Genomic DNA, 20643 nt, shown 5'->3' with positions numbered 1-20643 from the left:
CAACCTTTTCATTATAAAGTATCTTTTTAAAGGATTAATTGCTGACCACGTTCACGTTCAAGGTACCTGAAATAACGTTGGGGATATTATCGACATGCAACTTGTAGTTTATGGAAAAGCCTTCCATCTTATCCATCGACTCAAACCGAACATATATAGTTCTTAAACCTTTCTGCTGCTTATGTCTCAGGTGTGGGAGCGTAAAGCTCACATCGTACCCGGTTTCAGTTTTTCTGATATCCGGCTTGTCAAAATCCGGCCCAGGAACATAAGCTCCTAGCATCGAGCTTGTTACCTGTGTACCCACACTGGCAATTCGAATTCCATATGGATTGGCAGAAAACTCCGGGGGTGTAGGTTTCTTTCTTCGTTTAGGAAAATGTTTGTCTTCGATGATTTCAAAATTACCCTGAAAGCTAAATGTTACTTCCATACTGTCCGCAGGGGAATTGCCTTCATTGATCAACATAAACTCAAGCGGAATAATACTTTGTATGAAAGTCAAATAGTCATGATCGTTTTCCAGGTAGCTTTTGTAATCCTCAAAAAAGCTATCCAGATTTTCATTGTAATGCTCTGCCTGTTTATTCCGGATGTCGTGGAAGAGCTTACTCACAAAAGGATACACATTAGGCTTATATTCTGAAATCAGCGCATAGGAGTGTTTTTCCATTACATCAGACAGAACTTTGGTCACATAATTTTCTTTTGACACATGAAAATCATCCAATTTATGTTCACAGAATAATTGTCCATCCGCAAAAGAAAGCTTCATGACAGGCATGCGGTTTTTTAGTGCAGCGACTTCTTTTTTAAGAGCCGTCAATTCCTTTTCCGTTTCATCGGGCTCCGGGGTTGCTAAATAGTCCTCACTGAGTTTAGGAGCAGACAGGTTTTTCTGCCTGGCTCGTTGCCTGGGGCCGGAGTCATTGGATATAAAATGAATGTTGTCGCCGTTGGTCAGCTCTTCCTGAAACTCCAGCATCGTGGCAATGATCACCTGATCCTGCTCTCTCCGGTCAAGCTCGTGTATATCAAAAGTTGCTTGCTGCGGTGTTTTTAATAGGATTTTTACCGGGTAACGCGAGGTTTTATTCTCATCACCAATAGCATCCAGTTTGGAGCAGGCTTTTTTTGCCTTCTGGGCTACCTTTTTGTTTTTATCGTTGTACTTATGACCATCCAGTTCGTTCATCACCATGGGGGCAACGACGATGGTATATTGCTTGTTACCCGGCACTACCTGATCCCACGGAATATGTTCAAAATCTATAAAGTGTAAGAATACATTAGTGTCTAAAAAGAGATAAGTCATATCGGCAACATACTTTTTAGTTGATGGTCAATTTATGCAAAATCCGGGAAGCCAGCAAGTGAGTACTGAAAATGCGAAACAATAAACCGGTAACTAATTGGCAGAAACTGATAAATGAAAGCAGTCTGCATTTTCATTCAACAGCAGAAATGTACAGTAAAACGGGCTAAGGTAAGCTGCTGCAAGAAATCAGAGCCCTCTTAGAGAAGTATAGAAAGGGAAATCAACTGCTTTTGTTATCACGATGTATTTCTCCTACCTCCCGGGCTATGAACGAGCCGCTTTATACATGCCGGAAACAAGATGCAGGTGCATTCTTTTTACATTTTCATCTCTGGCATTATTAGTTTAATGAGTGTATATTAATAATTCAGATTTTAGTTAGTTTATGGGGCTAGTAAATATATTACACAGTGTTTGGATCATGGGCAGTGGTTTTAAATTCAAACTGGTGGAAAGTGTCGAGAATAAATTCTCCGTTAGTTAGTTCTAGCCAGCTATTTGCAGAATCAATAAATTCGCGATATAAGGATATCAGTACAGGTAGTTTTTTAGGATTTACTGTATAGAGTTGCAGAAAGTTTTTAATGCGGAAGGGGTAAGGGAAGTCTCCGTGATCTGTAATTTGCAGATGACGCTCATCTAATTTTCTACCTATGATATATCGGTTTGGCAATTCAGGATTTGGGCTTAAACTGGAAGGTGGGACTATCTTATATTCGTTGCTCATATTTCCCGTAGGCAAGAAACAGTCCTCTAATTCTCTAGGTGAATTAACGCTATCGAATCGTCCGGCAAAATGCATCAGTTCAATAATAGGTTTAGCAAATTCCCTATTATGATGAATGGAAGAAATAACCGTATCGGCCAGCGACCTAAATTTCTGTTCATAAATGCGAAAGTTTTTAAAGGCCAGGAATCCCAATTTGTCAGGCAAATGAAGTGCTTTTGTTAATTCTTCATTACTTAGCTTTAACAAGGTGGTTGTTAATTCAAGAGGAGAAGGTGTTGTGTAGCCATAAAGAAGCCTGCCCAGGTGTACCGCTACGCCAATGATTTCAGTATCCACTTTCATTTTCAGGTAATCATCTACCACATCAAACAGGCGGCCACTGCGGAAGAGTTGATGGACATTATTGGTAATGATAGAAGCAAGTTGTTTTTTTACCTTTGCTTTGGGGTCATTTTTCAGACTATATAGAATAGGGCGCCGCTGGCGAAGGTCAAAAGGAAGTTCTTCTACTTTGGCGTAATCGGTATTAAAAAAGCAAAAGACTCTTTCCCATCCCAATACACGGGCCGCATAACCCAGTTCAATCAATACATTGGGGTTAGGGCATTTCCTGCCTTCAGTTTCTGTATTTATAATGGAAACATCCGCTACAAATATTTTGCATTTGGCTATCTTAGAAAAAATGGAATCCAGAATATCGGGTGTGCCTGGGATATTTTTGGTATCTCTATCCAGATTCATTTCGATGGAAAACCCCGGTGTTATAGTAAGTTGGTCAACAGCTTCCTTTAGGCAAGATTCAATAAAGCTGCGGTTCGTGTTACTGGGGAGATCAGACTGCCAAGAATAAAAGATGGTCCGTTTCATAAAGAAAATATCAATGCTGGTAATAGAAATGAATTAGGGAAGAGCCACAATATCATTAACATCATTCGGAATGGCTTGTGGGCCATATTGATCATACACATCCAGTCGCCAGATATTCGCCCTCGCCGGCCAGGAAAGTAGGAAACGAAAACTCAGGAATAAACCTACCGACCTTTCCAGGTCTTGTCCGTTCTCAGGAACAAACATGTCCCTGATATTTGGGTTCTCATGAAGGTTAACAACAGCACCATAAATATTGTAAGTGTCGTCGTAGTTGGTCAGTGACAATTCGTCTAATATATTTTGTTCCAGCTCAGGATGTGTAATCCAGGGCATCGCTGTTTGGGGAATGATCAAAATGCTCCAGTGAAAAACCAAGCTATCATAAGCGACTGCCGGTATTTCAGTGATTGTAACATGGGGAAAGTTTACAATATTGTTCAAATATTGACGACTGAGACCTAATAAGAAAATATGGTAGTGGGTGCTAGGATTAAGCCTTTCCAATGCTGACCTCAGATCGTTTTGTCTGATGAGATAACGCCTGCCAACGTGTGCATGCAGGTTCAGGGAAAACTCTCTGGCAAGACGGGTAGCCGCCATTTCCGCAGTAATAGAATCATAGTTTAAATGTGTAATACCCTGGTTTTCGCAAAAGGCCGATTTATCCATAAGCTGGCGTATTCCTCCCAGTTCTATAGGAGGATTAGATTCTGCTATTGGCAGGGTATTATGAAAGAGTTGAATCGCCTGGAAGACAGGGGAAAGCTTCTGCAATGAAGTGATCTTGTATTGCTCTACTTTAGCAGGCGATAAGGCTTGCTCAATTTCACGGTTGTTGATTACTTGCGTAATAGTTGTTCTATAATCCTCCAGTAAGTCTGTTGGATAGCGTAGGTTTTCTTCCTGGCAAAAATCAGGTGTAATATGTTCCAGTTGGAAATGACTTAATAACGTGGCATCTGCCAGCAGTCTCGTTACTGCCGAAATAAAATAGGGCAGGTTTTCTTCATACCATTTCAAGGAAGGCAAATCATTGGGAGGTTGGGGCATTGAGGTATACGAAAAACCATAATAGGGAGAAGGGATAGTATAAAATCGAATGAGTAATAAGGCCAAGTATTGAATGATCTGTTTTTTGATGATCTCGCTGGACTGCAGGCCTTCTGTGCGGGGGAAAGGGAAACGAAATTCAATCGGGCTGGTATCCCCGATAAAATCGTCCACAGTTTCGCGGTAAAGGGAAAGCAGCGTTCCAATATTACCCGGAAGTAAATCATAAGCCGGAGGCTCACTATTGGTAAAACGAAGCACCCTGTTGAGGCATGAGTAGTTTTGTTCGTATAATAACAGGCTGCCTAATGCCAGGTGAAAATAAAGAAAATCGTGTTTGTCCTTTTGCCTGCTATTGACTTGCGGAATCGCTTCTGGATCATCGGGTATGTTCACAATGGGGCGAAATCCAGTATCACGCAGTACATAAGTCATGTATTGGTGGGACATTTCCCAATAGTTCATTAGCAGATCATCACGTTTGTTAGCTACTAAAACGCGTTTCAAATTCCATAAACAGCTATAGGTTTGAGTGCTGATCTCGGTGTGCTGCATCTCACCTAACAGCCAGGTACCATTAGTGGCTGCGTAGGCTAACCTGCGTAATTTCGGAATGTCATTAGGGGTCAGATCCCGGACCAGGTTGTACAGCATGATATAAAATGCTTTAGGATATATTAATGGCCGATTTGATGCTGGCTGCCTTTTACCGAGAAACTGGGAATGATAATATCTAAGGAGCGTTTCCACCGTAGTTTCATCTCCGCGTTGAATCACAACATTGAGTATATCTGTAAGGGCTCTGAAATGCCGGTATTCTTCAGTGTCGGGTTGGTTCTGCAAGTGCAGTACTAACTTTTCAATAGAGAAATATTGTAGCATCAGGCTTACTAAGCGGATCGTATATATAGAGAGAAGTATCGTGATTGACAGCAAGGTGATACCCGTAATCAGCACCAGAGGGCAGGTTTCAGAAAAGTCATTGCCTTTGTCGGAAGAAACAATAAAATGAATGATGATATGAAGTAACCCTGCACACAATGCAATTATCAGTACCCGGTTGAAGTAAGAGTATCTTTTTTCTTGCCGGAAGAGGCTTAGCACAATACTGGATTTATAACTATCATCCAGGCGTGAAAAAGCGGTCAACAATAATGGATACGCAACGGTGACGATCCCGATGATAAAGTAAATGCAAGCATCAGTATACAGCATAAGGGATAAAGGAAATTAACACACCTTTACCTTAAATATAGGATATTTAGGCATGTAGATAAAAGAGTGCAGAAAAAAAAGTTATAAGTAATCGTGTACGATATGTGATTTTGCTTTCGTAGAGCGACATGTTAAATAACTCCAAACAGAATATAGAAGCTTGGACGATTGCAGACAAGAACCGGTAAGAAACGAATAGCCCACTTGATAACTGCCGTTGAAAAAGAAAGCAGCCCGCTGTAGTGCTAAGGCTGCTAGATATATATAGGATTAGTAGCAGGGGTTGGTATAACGCCGGCTTCTTGTAGTACGGTATTGTTAAAAGACAAATAAGCATCTGTAAAGTAATACAACTCCAACATGCGCGGCAAATTAATGCGGTCAAGGTTTAGCGCAATGGAATTGCCCCGTTTATCAGAAGGATACCTGAAGATGCGGGAGTTAAAATCCAAATCATGTATCAGCTGATTAAAGCTAAGGTACTTCTCCCGAAACATTGCCAGTTGCGGCTGTAGTTCAGCTGGTAACAAGGTAAGATCCTGCGCATTGAGAAATCTTTCATAGATATTGTACAGACTTACCAGCGAATGTTCGCGTATGTTAAAAGCAGGAGCAAAGCCCTGAAATAAATTCTGAGCTTCCTGAAGGTTACCTTTGATAACCAGTTCGAGTGAATGCCTGATCAAGAAAAGCAGCGGCAGGTAGACTTCTTCAATATTGACTCTATTCTCCAATACCCCTTCGATCAGGATTTCAGCCAGCCCTGAGTAGTGAGATTTCACCTGCCGGATGGTATAGGCCTCATGCATATGAAAGGTGAGAGCCCAGCTTGTAAATTTACCGGTAGGTTTGATAGCGGCGGGCAGCAAAGGCCTCGTTGTGAAGGTGCCGCTGGCTTCCAACAGCCGGTGTAGATCAAAGAAAGGGCCTACTGCAAAAGCAAAATTATCAGGAAAATAGAGCTGACGGCTATGTGGATCTTGGGCATAGCGATAACAGCTGCCATCGGCATCGCGGTCAATGAGCGCAATCATACCCTGGAGGCTTTCTGGTAATCGATCCATCCCGCCGAATCCTACGGCAATATCGGCAAAAGCGTGTGAGATAGGAATAGGCAGGCCCTGCTGTTGAAGCTGCTGCTTCATACATAATTCCAGTGTATGGCGCATCAAAAACAAAATAGCGCGGGCATTGCAATTGTATGGATAGCTGATACGCATACCATCCTCCATGATGGTATACAAGGCATGGCTATAACTGTTATAGAAGAACTGCCAGGTAGGCGTGTGCGTATGCTTGGAAAGGCTCAGGCGTTCGTGGGCTTCAGGCGTACTAAAATCAAATCGTTTGAAAAGCATGTTTGAAAGTATTCTTTATGGCTGATGCCGAAGATAAGTGTTACACTTCATGGGTCGAAATTTCTGATTTTAATATGATAAGTATATCCTTGAAAAATATTGCCTGAGAATATAGGCCAGGGCTGGAAAACCCCGGCGGCTATTTACTTAATCACCCCTCAATTCATCCAGTTTATGTGCTTCTACCAGCTTATAAAATGCAAAGGTGGCGTGCTTAACATTTTCTTCCTTTGTTGTTTTATAGTTCTGAATGGATACATTGTTTACAAAATACTGTAACACCTCTTGCAGGCTATGGTTAAATAATTCCATCATTACATAGCTTTCTGGAGTATGGTCAATTTCAAAAGTCATTTCCATAGCTTAGTTGTTTTTATTGATTTGCAGCAATTCCTGATAGGTGTCATTAATCAGCTGGTTATATTTCGCTTCTGACCATTCCAGCACTCCTGTAACAGTCATCGCAATAATGGCTTTAGTCGCTTTTATACAAATCTCCCTTTTAACTTCGTTAGATGTCGGCACAACAATGGTGGTTTCCATGAAGTCCTTAAAAACGTTTGTTGTTTGTGCTATCAATAAGTCGTCATTACCTTCAAAGAAGGTGCAGACGGTGACTAAATGACTGGTAAAAAGTTGTAGAATTCGTTGCTCGGTTATGCCATACGCTTCACAGTCTTTTGTAAAACTTTCCGGAATGTCAAGTGTAACAGAGATAGTTTCCATTGTTATGGTTTTTCTTGTTTGTGTTATAACTAGTTGTTATTTTATGCGTGTTGATTAAATGGTTAGCTTAGCCATTTCTTCCAATGCCTTAATTTTATCTAAGTATCCCTCTAAGCAGTCAATCATATCTATAAGCTGTTCATAGAAAAAAAGAGATTCACCCGCTTCTTTTCCGCCTATTATTTCTCCTCTGAAGTAGATATATGCGGTCATCCACTCCCAAAATTCATTTCTGGTCTTTTCAAATGGGTTGTTTAGAAAGAAGTGGACGATTTCTGTATGAATGTCCTTTAATAGCTGGTCTTTATTTTCTTCACTCATGATTATCGGCAATTGGCTTGTGTTTATTTAGTTCATCCCTGACGGTTAAAACGGTAGCAATCATCACAGGTTGGCTAAGAGGTTCTTCTTCTACTTTTTCAATGGAAACGTGATCTATGTATAGCTGCAAAACCGCATGAGGGTCGAGCCGTAAGGCATCGCATAGTAATGCCATTTCTTCGCCAATGTGAAGGGTGATAGTCTTTTCCATAGTGTTATTTTACAAGGTGAGTACGGCGTTTTTCCAGTCGTGTATAATTTGCTGGTACAGTAAAGCTTTTTCAGGCTGTGGTTTTTCAGAGTGTATCACTTTAGCTATTTTCTGCATAAAACCACTGGACATACTGTATTTAATGGTGTTTCCTTTCAGTAGCTTCTTTTCAATCTGTAGATGCCAGTTGCAGAGCTTTATAAACTCGCCTGCCAGTTTGGAGGAACTGGTATTATACTTTTCAAGATACCCCACAATGGTTACCCGGTCAGCAAACTGTTGTAATACTTGTTCGGGCGTTTTACCTGTCCAGTTGCAGGCATACAAAAAATCATCCGTAAGCTTGAATGTGGCTTTCAGTGTTTGAAACTTCATGTGTCATTTATATTAATCGTTAGGAAATACTAAGGAAGTAGTGTGTGGATTAATAGTGGTGGATAGTGGTTCCGTCATACATCTGTATTCGGAAAAGAAGGTCTTTAGCAATAAGCAGCCTGGATAAACCTACATATAAAATGTAGGCAATAATAAAAACAAACCCGATGATTAAGCTATGGAAGAAGATAGCAGCCCCAATGTAAACTGGGGTTAATACGGCAATGTGTATAAGCAAAATTATGTAGCTCCTTTTTCTTTTAACACGTTTTGCCCGCTTATACAATTTGCCAAATAAAAACACTATTGCCAGCATATACACCCCATATAATAGCAGGTAGGTGTACCAAATGTTTCTAATAATTAGTAATTGAATAATAGTAATAGGAGAGCCTGCCACCAGGTTAAAAAGGGCTGTACTGAGCATTTGACAGAGCCAGTAAATGAAAAGTGAGATAAATGGTAGCCGTTTCCAACAAACCTGCAAACGGAATATAGGTAACCTTTGCGGAGTGAATGCAAATTGGAATGCCATATAAACAATTAGATGGTTATAGCCATGCGGCCACCGCTAGTGCCTGTCACCAACACATAACAATTCCCCGTTTTCCATGAAGAATAACGGCAACCGCTGGCTAATAAATTGAGATTCCGGTTAGGGATGCAGCAAATGAATTGCTGTTTATTGAGATGGTAATGCTGTAATTAGGTGCGACATACGCTTACATTTATAGGTTAAAAAATGTAAGTCTCTGGTAGACGTGGCGTGTCCGGAAATAAAATTGCCTATAGGACAGGTCTCGTCTTACCGATCTGAGGCACCGCGAAGAGCCCGGAAGTGATAAGCTGATAGAGACCTACCCTATAGGCAATATTCTATAGAGCAGGCTTCTACTATCATCTCACTTCCAATGAAAATTCGCGGTTTTCAGACGGAGACTTATAGCGAAGTCCTTCAAATTCAATGAAGAACAACAAATGTAATATTTACTAAGTAAAGTAAGTAACTCTGATCTGTCTATTACAGACAAAAGCTGCCTTAAATACCGCTTTTTTGCCTTTTTTACCCCGTTTTTTAGGCTATCTTAGTTTTATTATTAGATTTACGGAGTTTATATAATATACTTAGTATGTCAAACACTAATCAGCCACATCACGGTAGAAACTTTAAGCGCATGAGGGAAATTCTGGGAATTAAACAGGAAGCTGTAGCCCTGGAATTAGGTGAAGACTGGGATCAAAAGAAAGTATCAAGACTAGAAGAAAAGGAAATAATCCCCGATGATCTTATGGACCAAATAGCAAAGATTTTAAAAGTGCCAGCAGAAGCAATCAAAAACTTTGATGAAGAAAAAACAATCAACTTTATATCGAACACCTTTCATGACAGCTTGAATGGTAGTGCGGTTGCTAGTACCTTGTATAACTGTACTTTCAATCCAATTGATAAGCTAGTAGAAGTTTACGATGCTTTGTTAAAAGAAAAGGATGAAAAAGCTGCAATACTACAGAGGTTGCTTGATGAAAAAAGATAATTCAACAAGATATTCTCCAAAGGTCTGCGCTCAAATGCAGACCTTTTTCTTTACAGCAACTGATGCCTCGCTTTTCAAATCTTTAGACTTGTTAATAATATACACTTACGATTGCCTAGCAACAATCTATGATTTATCTACTTTTCAATACTGTCGTTAATTTAGAAATCACATAATTCTCTTGTTTCGTATATATCATATTGATTACCAGTTTTTTCGAAAAAAAGTTTTTAGCAATTCTTAAACGTTTTATCTTTTTAGTTTATTAACCGCATAAAAAACAAGTAACCTGATAGAAATGCTAATAAAGTTAGTACATTTACTTATGGTTACGCATGACTGATTGCATGACTGTATTATTTAAGAGTGTATTCCGCTTTGACCTAGATCGAAATACTCCTGTTGAAATCACTATTAGCACTGAGGCTAATGACTTTAGTTTCTACATTGAGCAACTTATCGTAGATGTTATAGGCGATCAGAGAAGTAAGAAGTATTTGTTTCCTGATGAACCTACTGCTTTAATTACTATGATAAATAGTTTAGGGGATGAAATCAAAAGACCTACTCTTTTGTTAGATGCCGCAAAAAGGTTACTTCGTAAAGAAGAAAATGTTCAACAACGAATAGAGCATTTAAACAGAGAAGTACAGAAAGGGATAATGATTCAAGCTTTAGTTGAATATAACGAAGAGCTTTTGTTTTTGATAATAAAAGCAGAACACTCTGATTTTATTAATGAAACAGATAATAAAAAGGCTACAGGTCTTCCAATTAAGAAAAAGATATTTAAAGCATTTTGTGCTTATTGTGATAATAACTTTATACCGTTGTATGCGAAGGTTAGCGATTATCGGACAGTTATTTCTTCATATTGGTGGAAAGACTTTTTAGAACTTGTTGAAGAATATACCAATGAGCATAACACCGAGAAATCTTTTGATATGATGGATAGAAAGGTGTTTAGTGGATTAAAGGCAAAGCATCCTCGCGACTGGATGATAATAAGAAATGCAACCGTCCAGTATTACAGATCGATGCCTGAGTTTGTTATGGAAGACTATTTAAATGATATAATTGTTTCTTATGTGCCAGAGGACTCAGAACTTAACATGAATGCTGTTGCAACTAACATACGTAGCCTGCCTGATAGATGTAAGTTTGAGGGTAGGTTTCAAATAGTGAGGAGTTGTTTAAAGAAAAGGATGATATATAAACTAAATCTTACTCCTCAATTGGAATTGATAATTAAGGAGGACATCAATCTGGACTCTTCAGTGTTAGCTTTTACTGAGCATGGTGAAAAATATATCAAGATAAAGACGGATGTTGGATTTAATTATTTTAAAACGCAACAAATAAATGATTCTTCCGAATGATATATTGTCCGTTTTGGCAAAAGATGTTACTATTACATCCAGTTCAGAAACACTTTTACAATTTGTTGTCAATGCTCATATTCAGAGATTGAATTTCAATCTCCGTGATAGCTTATCTGCTTTACTTAGGGATCTTGATTCATGGGATCGGCTTACATTGACTGCTACTATATCTGGCGAGCCTATTTCCTATGCATCCAACCAACTCAATAATGAACTATTTTTTGCAACCTGGGAAAGCGAGGAAGATGTAATTGATGATTTGGATTTTGTTGAAATTGATCTGCGAATTGATAAAGGGAAATTAAAGGGAGACACTGTTAATATCTATAATGTAGCAATCTTTGAACGTTACTTGCAAGAATTAAAGATATTCGATTTCGTTTCTGTGTTCTCATCTTTTTTCTCATCTGGCAATTCCGATTTATTTTTAATAAATCCAAGTTTCAAAAATCATTTTCATACCAACTCTATACATTTAATTTCTGATCCGGATTTTAAGAAAAACGGAAACGTCGGAAAGATAGAGCACATTAAGTTATGGGAGAAGCTTAAATCAGTAAGTCATTTTAGCATTAATGGTAGTAATATAATGTTGCCAGATGACTTTGAGGTTTTGCATAAAGGAGGTTTAAGTAACCTGACGATTGATAAGTTTTCTGTATCCTGTCTAGCCTTTTCTATGGCTATTCTAAATGATTTCTCTGTCTTGAAAGATGACAAGCTATCGCTTAAGATGAATGGATACAAGACTATTTCAGCCGAAGTAGATTTGAAATCTTTAAAATTAGAGAATCTACCTAGCTACTATAACATCTACAGATGGGTGACATCTAATGGCGGCCTCCAAGATAAAATTGGGCTTTCAAGAAATCTTATATCCTTAAATATTAGCTCCAATGACAATTATTCTATAGATCAATCTGTTTACACTTCAATTCTGTCAGGATTTAAAGTTTATGAAAAGCAAAATGTAAAGCAGTACATAGATTTACGTAATAAGATGTCAGATCAGATTTTTGGGTTTAACGAAAAAGCGGGAAAAGTTATTGAGGCATTCGCGTCGGGTTTTCAAAAATCAGCATTAGCAGTTGTTTCTCTGTATGCGACAATGATTATCAGTAAGATAATTTCATCAAAAACTTTAGTCGATCTATTTTCTTTAGAAGCCACGATTTTATCTATATCTTTTTTGCTAGCTTCATTTTTGTATTTTTTTGTTTGCCGATGGGAAGTTAAGCATCAGAAAGAACGACTTATAGACACTTATAATAAAATGAAGACCAGAAATGAAGACTTGCTTACCAAAGAAGATATTCAAAGAATATTGAATAATGACTCAGAGCATAAGTCTGATCTAGAGTTTATAGATAAAAAGACAAAAGTTTATTCTAGGCTTTGGATAGGGATAATCTTGTTACTATTGTTTCTTACAATTGTTCTTCATCTTATGTACAAGAATAATGTTGAGCACAATCTTAATTCGATTGTAGTAAATAAAGATTCTACAATTGATAATCATCTTAATTGTATTGACTATAAAGATTCTAATTTGAATATAAAATTAGATAAAGTGAGCGATACATTAAAAGTTAAAAAAAAGGCAAGGCAATAATCTGTCAAGGTTTAGTTCATATATAAGTAAGATTTGCCTTGATTAAAACAAACCTTACTTATTAAAAAGTATTTTTTATACTAATTCTTTACGCAGCGGTATCTTTCCGCCCTTCCTTCAAAAGAGATTGAATGTCCTGCCATAGAAAAAATACACGTGAACGAATTTTTACTGGTTTTAGCTTACCGCATTCCACCCATGAGTAGATGGTAGGTTTGCTAATCTGGAAGAGCTGGCATACTTCTTCTATCTTGTAAAGTGGTTTGTATTCCAGCCCCGGCGTTTCATATAAGGAAGTTACCGGGGCGGCTTTTTCTACCCGGCTCACTTCCTCCCGTATGATAAGTCGCACCCGCTGCCAAAATACTTCCGGGTCAAAAGGGAATAACATAACTGTCTGTTTTTTTTCGTTGTGATTCATTGTTTCCATTTTCAAAAGTTTAATGTTGAAATAGTAGCTGTGCTGCTATTTTACAATGATACAACAACCGAAAAGTGCCCTTTCCCGGTTTGGGCACGTTTAGGATGACTTTTGCCAAAAAAATCCAAAATATGCTGAAAAATTTTCTAAAGGGACAAGAGCGAAAGGGTAGCTTTATCTTGCTTGCCACTAAAAAACTTTTCAAGTACGGCCTTGAAAACAATATCAGCATCGGGAACCAATGAAAATAATGTCATAGATGAATTGCAATTTTATATCGCCGGAACGCCCCATAATCTCCGTAGTATTATTGCTGGGAAGTTCCAGTAAAGCCTGGCTGATTTTCATCAGCCGTTTTCTTAGTGCCGGATGCGCCAGGTAATCTACTGCTTCACCTAAATCGCTGATGTCGTAGCGCTGCGCCATTTCACTAAATGTAGATTCTGAATTATGTTAACCCATCGTTCTGTTTTCATGCTGACCCACCATTCTGGATGTTGACCCACCCGTTTAGAAGGTTTTTCTGGGATTCGTTTTTTAGCGATTCTGGAATGTTGACCCACCCCCAACCGTAATTCTGGTTACGAAACACCATTGTCATTCTGGCATGTTGACCCACCCGACAGCAGGAAATAATAGTAGGCGCTTTTTATAGTCATTTGCTCCAAAAACAGGAGCATGGCACAAAAGCCCATAGCAATGGAACAATTAAAACAGATTATTCAGCTTCAAAAGGATGGTGTCGGTATACGTGAGATAGCCCGGCGTATAGGCATCAGCCGTAATAGTGTGCGTAAATACATTGCTTTGCTTGCTGCAGATACTCCTGTTGAAGAATCCGATAATAAAACGCTTGCTGACAGAGCCTATGGAAACGATAGCGTGGTTCATGATGCAAACCGCCTGCAACAACTGATTACTCATTTTCAATATGCCCAGGTTGAATTGAATAAAACCGGTGTGACACGGCAATTGCTCTGGCAGGAATACATGGTTCAACATCCAGACGGCTATGTGTACAGCCATTATTGCCACCACCTCAATCAATACCTTAAAAACAGGGACTTATCAATGCACCTGGAATACCAGGTAGCCGATATGATTATGATCGACTTTGCAGGTAAAAAGCAGTCTTATATAGACCTATCTACCGGCGAGCTTGTTCCATGCCAGGTCTTTGTGGCTATCCTGCCTTTTAGCGGTCTTATTTTTTGCCTGGCGGTACATAGCCAGCAAACCGCAGACTTTACCACCTGTATCAATGCTATGTTGATGTTTTATACCGGTGTGCCCGCCACCATTCTTTGCGATAACCTGAAAACTGCCGTAACCCATCCCAGCCGGTATGAACCTGTTTTTACAGATATATGCCATCAGCTCAGTGAGCATTATAACACCACCTTTAGTGCAACCCGCCCGTATAGCCCCAGAGATAAAGCGATGGCAGAACGTGCTGTTAATATAGTATATACTCATGTGTATGCTCCTTTAAGAAACCGGGAGTTCACCAGCCTGCAGGCGCTAAATGTAGCCATGCAGGAACAGCTGCTCCTGCTCAATAACAAGCCTTACAAGAATACACCTTATAGCCGCTGGTATTACTTTGAACAGCAGGAACGCAGCGCCCTTAAACCATTACCCACCGAACCCTTTAGCCCTAAAAAGGTGGTTACTCTTACGGTTCAACGCAACTACCATATACAGCTCTCAGAAGATCATCATTATTACAGCGTACCCTATGTGCATGTAGGCAAAAAGGTAAAAGTATTGTATGATCACCGGACGGTAGAAGTATACCTGGATCATCAGCGTATAGCCCTGCATATACGCAAAAGCCACCAAAAGTCGTATACAACACTGGCTGAGCATATGCCTCCCCATCATCAGCAGATGCAACAGATTAAAGGCTGGAATCGGGAAGACCTACTGGCCCAGGCAACCCGTATAGGTCCCTCTACATACCAGGCGGCAGCACTTATGCTGGAAAATAGCATTTACATAGAGCAGAATTACAAAGCCTGTTTTGGCATGCTGATGCTCTCGAAAAAATACGGATCCGGACGGCTGGAAGCTGCCTGCGCCCGCATACTACAAGGCACCCGTGTTAACTACACCATGATCAGGAATGTTCTGGAACGTGCCCTTGACAAACAGTTGCCATTAGAAGAAGCACCACCGCCACTAACCCATGATAACATAAGAGGTAAAGAGCATTATCAATAATTACATAAACTAAAAAAAATGAACACAACGCAAACGCTTCAGCAAATGCAACAACTGCGACTGCCAGGTATGTACCAGGCTTACCGTTCCCAGCTGGAACTATCTATGGATCAGCAACTGGATGGTCATGAACTAATAGCCCACCTGCTTCAATCTGAAGAACAAAACCGTTCTAATGAAAAAACAGCTCTTTGCCTTAAGCTCGCAAAGCTCCGGCTACCAGTGACCATAGAACAAGTGGAATGTAGTCAGGCCAGAAACATCACTAAACAACAACTGGCTATGCTGGCAGAAGGCAGATACCTCTTACAGGGAGAAAACATACTGATTACGGGTGCAACCGGCTGCGGAAAAAGTCATCTGGCGTGCGCTCTGGGACACCAGGCGTGCCTGCATGGTTATAAAACTATTTACCTGAACATGAACCGGCTTGCGGAGAAGATAACCCTGGCCAGACTGGATGGCTCTTATATTAAACTTTTAAATCAACTGGAACGCCAATCCCTGATTATCCTGGATGACTTTGGCCTGGCACCGATGACGCAGGATATGCGTCTTACCTTACTACAGTTACTGGAAGACCGGTATGGGAAAAAGAGTGTTATTGTGACCTCACAATTACCAGTTGCAAAATGGCATGAATACTTAAACGATCCCACCTTAGCTGATGCCACGCTTGACAGGCTGACAGCCAATGCTCACCGGGTGGAACTCAAAGGTGAATCTCTCCGAAGAAAAAAAGAGAAAGCTAATCAATAACACTTTGTATTTTTAACCTGCATCAAGCTCTTACTCTTATTGCCTGCTTCGCAGGTGGGTGAACATCCCAGAACACTGGGTCAACATCATCAGAATATACACACTAAATCCTAATCCTTGGATTTGGGGAAAGATGTACCATATCCAGTGACTCCGCTTTCGTCCGCTCCTGACTTCCTCCAATGCTACCTTATAGTACGATGCCTGTGTTAATTTCTTTTCCTCCTTCTTCTTTTTAGCAAAATACAGTCAGGCTTGTTTTAATCCGGTAGTAACAACTGCCCCTTCATTGCCGGTAGTCCGAAGCACTTCATTGGCAATTTCTCTAACTTTATCGCGAATGGCTTTAGGCTGGCTCTTATATGATGGCGGATAATCGCCGTTGTACCAAAGCATAAAAGGTATTTAGAGTATTGACGTGACTCCCAGGAATCAAAACTGAACGATTACATATTGATTTTATATTAAAACGTATTAAAAAAGGTTAAGGTGCCGAATGAAATTTGAAGAAAACGGAATGAGTTCCAATAGGTGGCAGAATGAAAAATACGAGGAGAACTAATCACAAGAAAGTATTACTGTCATTTTTCTTCACTTGGTTGTCGAGGGGGGAGCTTAGTGCCTATAAAGTCAGTCCTACACAATAGTAGTAGCCGAAAGCGTTTTTAATATTACTGATTAGTCTTGCTTTTACTTCTCGTTGCGAAATGATAGCTTCTGTTCCGGAGAAAGAAACGAATAGCAGCTTAACACTTTCTTAGAACAGATATTGATCGACTTAATTTTCTTAATTTACATAAAATAACTGTAAATGAGTACTGTTTGTGTTCCGCCTGGGTTTGAAGAACACGCGAAGCTATTCTTCAGGATTTACGACTTGGAAAGTTCTCATACTTGCCCAGAAATGAAAATGACGGGATTAAAACCCAAAACTAGCAGACGATGTCGATTCTGTGGTAATAGTTATTCTCCCAATACTAAGTTCCGCAAGGATGCCCACTTGTTTCCTAATTTATTGGGAAATCGCTATTTAGTTTCGGATTTTGAATGCGATAGATGTAATTCTACTTTTTCAAAATACGAAAATGATCTTGCGAATTTTCTGGGAGCATCAAGGGTGTTGAATGACGTAAAAGGAAAAGAAAAGATCAAGTTTGTTTCGCCAGAGAAGAGTCTTCGTGCCGAAAAAACGAATCTAAGTAATATACAAGAAGGGATTTTGCCTGAAGGTCTGTTATTCGATCGAGATAATATCTCTGATCAGACCTTTACATTTGATAAAAATACTGGCCAGGCTAAGATAACCTATACTAAACCTTCGTATAGGCCGATAAACGTATACAAGATTTTTTTAAAAATGGCTTTATCCTGTATAAAAGAAGAGGACACTAAATACTTTAAAAGGACCCTCGAGATTCTAATGACCAAAGAGCTTGATGGTTCTATTGAAAGTCTTTGCACTATGGGGGTCTATACTCAGCATATAGCAGGTGGTTATCCTGCTCCAATAGGTTTTCTTTACAGGAGAAAAGATACTACTTCATTTATTTATCCTGCATATGTGTTCGCTCTTTATTTCCAGAATTACATATACCAGATGTTTATTCCTTATTGCATCTTTGATTTACCTCTATACTTTAAATCAGCAATTCCTTATATATGGAGTCCACCTGTTTTTTCAACGGAGGTAGAGATTCCTAAGATAACATATTCACCAATTAATCTTGGGCGAACTGATATGGTTAAGGGGGAAAAACACAGTGTGAATTTTAAAGTCAGTCAAGACGAATTGACTAACATTGTCAGGTACGACCCGGCTACAAAGACTACCGAAGCTTCTCAATTGGATTTAGAGAACGCCAAAGGGATTTTCTTTATAGATGAAAATGCCAGAATAAATATACCAAAGGAATAGAGGTTCCCTAATCGAGATGATACTTGTGGCCGTAATTGCGGTAGATTTAATAAGTAAACTCCGGCAAAAATGGGTATTAGTTCATTGGCAATATTAATAATACAATCAAATAACTTTACTACAATTCTAAAATTTAGATGTATTAGATAGTATTTGATCTGACAAACGAGGATTAAAACAAAGATATTAAGCTGCTGAATATAGGTCATTCAGCAGCTTTTGTTTTGCTAAAGGTAGTGATTCGATAAATGTCTGCATAGGAGTTTTACCAAAGCAATATCTGCCACTATGTGGTCTTTCATTGTTGTAGTACTCCATCCAAGCATCCAGATCATTTTGCAGATCGTCGATGCTGTCGTACAGTTTTTTCCGGAATGTGACCGCGTAAAATTCTTCTTGCATAGTCCTGTGAAGCCTTTCACAGATACCGTTCGTCTGTGGATGCCGCACCTGGGTTTTGGTGTGATCAATACCCTCGATTTGCAGGTATAGTTCATATTCGTGGTGCTCTGGTTTGCCTTTGTACTCAGTGCCACGGTCTGTAAGAATTCGAAGAAGTGGGATCTGATGTGATTCAAAGAAAGGCAATACCCGATCATTCAGCGTATCTGCTGCTGTAAGGGCTGTTTTGCCGTCATAGAGCTTGGCAAAGGCCACACGACTATAGGTATCAATGAAGGTTTGCTGATAGATCCTGCCCACGCCCTTAATTGTGCCCACGTAGTAAGTATCCTGGGAACCGAGGTAACCTGGATGCATAGTTTCTATTTCACCCTGGGATTCCCGCTTTTCTTTTTTGCGCTCCATTGCTATCATCTGAGCTTCGGTAAGTATCAGACCATCCTGAGCCACACGGGCTTCTAATGCTTTCAGGCGCTTATCAAATACTTCCAGATCATGGCGTTGCCAAACACTACGAACACCACCGCCTGAAATAAAAATACCCTTCTTGCGCAGTTCATTACTGGTCCGCTGCTGCCCCCAGGCAGGATTCTCGAAGGCCATAGTAACCACTGCTTCTTCGATGGCTGGCTCAACGCGATTCTTGATAATAGGTTTCTTTCGGCTGATTTCGTGAAGGGCATTTTCTCCTCCGGTATCGTACAGCTCTTTAATTCTGTAGAAGCTGTCGCGACTGTAGCCCATTACCTTGCAAGCTTGAGATACATTGCCTAAATGAGCCGCTAAATTGAGGAGTCCTAACTTGGTTTTGATTAACTTAGTTTCAGATTTCATGGTCTGACATTTTGGGATTGGTTAAAAGTGTGGTTACTTAAAATTAATCCCATTTGTCAGATCAAATCTTAACTTCTACAATTTAGAGTTGTAGTCATCTAGGTTAGCTTGCATTCTATCGTCATACTTTTTCTTGTGATTTATTTTAACCAATAATGCAGCTACATGCTGTTTATTATGGTTGTCTTTAGTAAATACGCATCAAATCTCATCACATTCGGTTGTAGTGTAAATGTGCCATACTCTCGTACTGTGATAGGAAAATGCAATTTTTTTTTGCCAAACTTAACCTTCTTTAAGTAGTCTTAGCTATAATTCAGGCGATATTGAAAACCGAATTTAGTTAGCAAGTCTGCGTAATTCCACAATAGAGCTATTACTATTGATAGCTTTTAATGCAAAAGGAACCGTATTGGTTGGACTAAAGGAGAAATATTCCTTCCTTCTAATTGGGCTACCGTATGTTGATTCGTCGCCCTGCTCCAATATTTCAATATCCATTAATAAAATTCTATTCACAGTATTATAATAAAGGCTCTTTATACTTCCTATAGCATTGCTTGATGACAAGTTCATATTGCCGGAATTTATAGACACCATCTGGCTTTCCAGTTTATTTTCATTCAACCTGTGTACAACAAGCCAATCACCTTCAAAGAAGGTTATCTGCGATAATTCGTCAATAAACTTTAGACGCATCGCCTTTTCTTCTAGTTCAGCCCTGACTTTAACTATTTCGGTGTTTAATAAAAGATTTTCATCTAATGTTGAATTCTCTTTTGCCAGAATTTCCTGCAACTGCCCCTTTAGTATATCTGTTTCTTTTGTACGCTTTAAATAGATGTCTATCGGTACAACCGAGTCTTTTGAGATGGCTACCTGCCAGTCTGTACCCCATGCCACACAGAAAGCCTGCCAGGCACTTATTCCATTTCGTATGATTGGAAAGAACATAACATACAAAATCGCACTGATTATAGGTCCAAACAGCATGTTCCAGCAATCACTATTTTTTGTAACCAATTCTATATATGTATCATAACCGGCTCTTTCAAGCTCTTTAGAAGGATAACGAATGATGCCCAGTACAACCCTCCAGTTGAAGATCGCCCAAGCAAACAAAAAAGAGGAAAAAAGAGGGTTAGTAAATCGGCTCCTAAGCTCTTTAAAAAAGTCCGTAACAGCTTCCATGCAAACAGATTTAATATATGCTAAAACAAGTATAAGTGCCTGAATGTAAATATATTATATTCTAAGAATAGTGAGTGATATTTAATATTGTCCAGCTTCCCTTTTTACAGAATGATCTAACTATCCCCAAAAGACAATTCTGTTTTCTCGCGCTACAGCTTTTCCTTTTAGCTTAACTACTAGGTAGTAATTGTT

At 39.4% G+C, this 20643-nt stretch carries 22 protein-coding genes; 6 read left to right on the top strand and 16 right to left on the bottom strand.

Features of this window, described 5'->3' with window-relative positions:
• Positions 1 to 34: 34 nt before the first annotated feature.
• The 9 genes from FLA_RS13270 to FLA_RS13225 all read right to left on the bottom strand — a co-directional run bounded on the left by FLA_RS13270 (position 35) and on the right by FLA_RS13225 (position 8174).
• Complete coding sequence (locus tag FLA_RS13270) at positions 35 to 1315, bottom strand: PIN domain-containing protein (protein ID WP_076382736.1); 1281 nt, start codon at positions 1313 to 1315, stop codon at positions 35 to 37.
• Between the two features lie 406 nt (positions 1316 to 1721).
• Positions 1722 to 2915 carry a hypothetical protein gene (locus tag FLA_RS13265; protein ID WP_096510998.1) on the bottom strand — a complete coding sequence of 398 codons (1194 nt, stop codon included), beginning with the start codon at positions 2913 to 2915 and terminating at the stop codon, positions 1722 to 1724.
• Positions 2916 to 2948: 33 nt separating this feature from the next.
• A complete protein-coding gene (locus FLA_RS13260) occupies positions 2949 to 5183 on the bottom strand; it encodes a hypothetical protein (RefSeq protein ID WP_144264199.1) in 2235 nt (744 codons plus the stop codon).
• A 254-nt stretch (positions 5184 to 5437) separates the two neighbouring features.
• Positions 5438 to 6541, bottom strand: coding sequence for a hypothetical protein (locus tag FLA_RS13255; protein ID WP_076382739.1), 1104 nt, complete (start codon positions 6539 to 6541; stop codon positions 5438 to 5440).
• Between the two features lie 147 nt (positions 6542 to 6688).
• Complete coding sequence (locus tag FLA_RS13245) at positions 6689 to 6901, bottom strand: hypothetical protein (protein WP_076382740.1); 213 nt, start codon at positions 6899 to 6901, stop codon at positions 6689 to 6691.
• Between the two features lie 3 nt (positions 6902 to 6904).
• The gene (locus FLA_RS13240; protein WP_076382741.1) at positions 6905 to 7267 is read right to left on the bottom strand and encodes a hypothetical protein; all 363 of its coding nucleotides are present in this window, start codon (positions 7265 to 7267) and stop codon (positions 6905 to 6907) included.
• Positions 7268 to 7321: 54 nt separating this feature from the next.
• The gene (locus FLA_RS13235) at positions 7322 to 7588 is read right to left on the bottom strand and encodes a hypothetical protein (protein WP_076382742.1); all 267 of its coding nucleotides are present in this window, start codon (positions 7586 to 7588) and stop codon (positions 7322 to 7324) included.
• Entirely contained in the window at positions 7581 to 7799 is a 219-nt protein-coding gene (locus FLA_RS13230) for a hypothetical protein (RefSeq protein WP_076382743.1), read from the bottom strand. The genes FLA_RS13235 and FLA_RS13230 overlap by 8 nt, the downstream gene beginning before the upstream one ends.
• A gap of 9 nt (positions 7800 to 7808) precedes the next feature.
• Positions 7809 to 8174, bottom strand: coding sequence for a hypothetical protein (locus tag FLA_RS13225; RefSeq protein ID WP_076382744.1), 366 nt, complete (start codon positions 8172 to 8174; stop codon positions 7809 to 7811).
• Between the two features lie 1130 nt (positions 8175 to 9304).
• Here FLA_RS13225 and FLA_RS13215 point away from each other — a divergent pair.
• The 3 genes from FLA_RS13215 (at position 9305) to FLA_RS13205 (ending at position 12703) form a co-directional block, all read left to right on the top strand.
• A complete protein-coding gene (locus FLA_RS13215; RefSeq protein WP_076382746.1) occupies positions 9305 to 9709 on the top strand; it encodes a helix-turn-helix domain-containing protein in 405 nt (134 codons plus the stop codon).
• Positions 9710 to 10056: 347 nt separating this feature from the next.
• Positions 10057 to 11088 carry a hypothetical protein gene (locus FLA_RS13210; protein ID WP_096510990.1) on the top strand — a complete coding sequence of 344 codons (1032 nt, stop codon included), beginning with the start codon at positions 10057 to 10059 and terminating at the stop codon, positions 11086 to 11088.
• Positions 11072 to 12703 (top strand): hypothetical protein, encoded by a 1632-nt coding sequence (locus FLA_RS13205; protein ID WP_076382748.1) that lies wholly within the window; start codon positions 11072 to 11074, stop codon positions 12701 to 12703. The genes FLA_RS13210 and FLA_RS13205 overlap by 17 nt, the downstream gene beginning before the upstream one ends.
• Positions 12704 to 12791: 88 nt before the next feature.
• Here FLA_RS13205 and FLA_RS13200 read toward each other — a convergent pair whose 3' ends face one another.
• From FLA_RS13200 to FLA_RS13195, 3 genes are all read right to left on the bottom strand, one after another.
• On the bottom strand, positions 12792 to 13094 hold the full coding sequence (locus tag FLA_RS13200) for a helix-turn-helix domain-containing protein (protein WP_231940436.1): 303 nt from the start codon (positions 13092 to 13094) through the stop codon (positions 12792 to 12794).
• A 176-nt stretch (positions 13095 to 13270) separates the two neighbouring features.
• Positions 13271 to 13381 carry a DUF1810 family protein gene (locus tag FLA_RS32050; RefSeq protein WP_197705892.1) on the bottom strand — a complete coding sequence of 37 codons (111 nt, stop codon included), beginning with the start codon at positions 13379 to 13381 and terminating at the stop codon, positions 13271 to 13273.
• Positions 13350 to 13550 carry a DUF1810 family protein gene (locus FLA_RS13195; protein WP_076382750.1) on the bottom strand — a complete coding sequence of 67 codons (201 nt, stop codon included), beginning with the start codon at positions 13548 to 13550 and terminating at the stop codon, positions 13350 to 13352. Before FLA_RS13195 ends, FLA_RS32050 begins: the two co-directional genes overlap by 32 nt.
• A 252-nt stretch (positions 13551 to 13802) precedes the next feature.
• Between FLA_RS13195 and istA the strand changes: the two genes are divergently transcribed.
• Together istA and istB are read left to right on the top strand one after the other, a co-directional pair.
• On the top strand, positions 13803 to 15347 hold the full coding sequence (gene istA / locus FLA_RS13190; RefSeq protein ID WP_076383021.1) for an IS21 family transposase: 1545 nt from the start codon (positions 13803 to 13805) through the stop codon (positions 15345 to 15347).
• A gap of 18 nt (positions 15348 to 15365) precedes the next feature.
• The gene (gene istB, locus FLA_RS13185; protein WP_076383023.1) at positions 15366 to 16106 is read left to right on the top strand and encodes an IS21-like element helper ATPase IstB; all 741 of its coding nucleotides are present in this window, start codon (positions 15366 to 15368) and stop codon (positions 16104 to 16106) included.
• Between the two features lie 36 nt (positions 16107 to 16142).
• Here the strand turns inward: istB and FLA_RS13180 are convergent, their stop codons facing one another.
• Together FLA_RS13180 and FLA_RS31480 are read right to left on the bottom strand one after the other, a co-directional pair.
• Positions 16143 to 16289 (bottom strand): DUF1810 family protein, encoded by a 147-nt coding sequence (locus FLA_RS13180; RefSeq protein WP_231940435.1) that lies wholly within the window; start codon positions 16287 to 16289, stop codon positions 16143 to 16145.
• A gap of 66 nt (positions 16290 to 16355) precedes the next feature.
• A complete protein-coding gene (locus FLA_RS31480; RefSeq protein WP_170022678.1) occupies positions 16356 to 16502 on the bottom strand; it encodes a DUF2188 domain-containing protein in 147 nt (48 codons plus the stop codon).
• A 415-nt stretch (positions 16503 to 16917) separates the two neighbouring features.
• On the opposite strand from FLA_RS31480, the gene FLA_RS13175 reads away from it, so the two are divergent.
• Complete coding sequence (locus FLA_RS13175; RefSeq protein WP_076383025.1) at positions 16918 to 18021, top strand: HNH endonuclease; 1104 nt, start codon at positions 16918 to 16920, stop codon at positions 18019 to 18021.
• Between the two features lie 186 nt (positions 18022 to 18207).
• Here FLA_RS13175 and FLA_RS13170 read toward each other — a convergent pair whose 3' ends face one another.
• Together FLA_RS13170 and FLA_RS13165 are read right to left on the bottom strand one after the other, a co-directional pair.
• On the bottom strand, positions 18208 to 19257 hold the full coding sequence (locus FLA_RS13170; protein ID WP_076383033.1) for an IS481 family transposase: 1050 nt from the start codon (positions 19255 to 19257) through the stop codon (positions 18208 to 18210).
• A gap of 339 nt (positions 19258 to 19596) precedes the next feature.
• Positions 19597 to 20448, bottom strand: a complete 852-nt coding sequence (locus FLA_RS13165; protein WP_076381011.1) for a hypothetical protein — start codon at positions 20446 to 20448, stop codon at positions 19597 to 19599.
• Positions 20449 to 20643 lie beyond the last annotated feature (195 nt).

This window comes from Filimonas lacunae (genome assembly GCF_002355595.1).
Classification (GTDB): Bacteria; Bacteroidota; Bacteroidia; order Chitinophagales; family Chitinophagaceae; genus Filimonas; species Filimonas lacunae.
The sequence above is the reverse complement of the archived record's forward strand: the minus strand, read 5'-3'. Positions and strand labels throughout refer to the sequence as shown.

Coding starts and splice junctions, on each gene's coding strand:
- FLA_RS13265 (WP_096510998.1), bottom strand. CDS start 2,915: ATGAAACGGACCATCTTTTATTCTTGGCAGTCTGATCTCCCCAGTAAC.
- FLA_RS13175 (WP_076383025.1), top strand. CDS start 16,918: ATGAGTACTGTTTGTGTTCCGCCTGGGTTTGAAGAACACGCGAAGCTA.
- FLA_RS13205 (WP_076382748.1), top strand. CDS start 11,072: ATGATTCTTCCGAATGATATATTGTCCGTTTTGGCAAAAGATGTTACT.
- istB (WP_076383023.1), top strand. CDS start 15,366: ATGAACACAACGCAAACGCTTCAGCAAATGCAACAACTGCGACTGCCA.
- FLA_RS32050 (WP_197705892.1), bottom strand. CDS start 13,381: ATGACATTATTTTCATTGGTTCCCGATGCTGATATTGTTTTCAAGGCC.
- FLA_RS13210 (WP_096510990.1), top strand. CDS start 10,057: ATGACTGTATTATTTAAGAGTGTATTCCGCTTTGACCTAGATCGAAAT.
- FLA_RS13215 (WP_076382746.1), top strand. CDS start 9,305: ATGTCAAACACTAATCAGCCACATCACGGTAGAAACTTTAAGCGCATG.
- FLA_RS13225 (WP_076382744.1), bottom strand. CDS start 8,174: ATGAAGTTTCAAACACTGAAAGCCACATTCAAGCTTACGGATGATTTT.
- FLA_RS13260 (WP_144264199.1), bottom strand. CDS start 5,183: ATGCTGTATACTGATGCTTGCATTTACTTTATCATCGGGATCGTCACC.
- FLA_RS13230 (WP_076382743.1), bottom strand. CDS start 7,799: ATGGAAAAGACTATCACCCTTCACATTGGCGAAGAAATGGCATTACTA.
- FLA_RS13200 (WP_231940436.1), bottom strand. CDS start 13,094: ATGTTATTCCCTTTTGACCCGGAAGTATTTTGGCAGCGGGTGCGACTT.
- FLA_RS13165 (WP_076381011.1), bottom strand. CDS start 20,448: ATGGAAGCTGTTACGGACTTTTTTAAAGAGCTTAGGAGCCGATTTACT.
- FLA_RS13195 (WP_076382750.1), bottom strand. CDS start 13,550: ATGGCGCAGCGCTACGACATCAGCGATTTAGGTGAAGCAGTAGATTAC.
- FLA_RS13245 (WP_076382740.1), bottom strand. CDS start 6,901: ATGGAAATGACTTTTGAAATTGACCATACTCCAGAAAGCTATGTAATG.
- FLA_RS31480 (WP_170022678.1), bottom strand. CDS start 16,502: ATGCTTTGGTACAACGGCGATTATCCGCCATCATATAAGAGCCAGCCT.
- FLA_RS13170 (WP_076383033.1), bottom strand. CDS start 19,257: ATGAAATCTGAAACTAAGTTAATCAAAACCAAGTTAGGACTCCTCAAT.
- FLA_RS13255 (WP_076382739.1), bottom strand. CDS start 6,541: ATGCTTTTCAAACGATTTGATTTTAGTACGCCTGAAGCCCACGAACGC.
- FLA_RS13235 (WP_076382742.1), bottom strand. CDS start 7,588: ATGAGTGAAGAAAATAAAGACCAGCTATTAAAGGACATTCATACAGAA.
- istA (WP_076383021.1), top strand. CDS start 13,803: ATGGCACAAAAGCCCATAGCAATGGAACAATTAAAACAGATTATTCAG.
- FLA_RS13270 (WP_076382736.1), bottom strand. CDS start 1,315: ATGACTTATCTCTTTTTAGACACTAATGTATTCTTACACTTTATAGAT.
- FLA_RS13240 (WP_076382741.1), bottom strand. CDS start 7,267: ATGGAAACTATCTCTGTTACACTTGACATTCCGGAAAGTTTTACAAAA.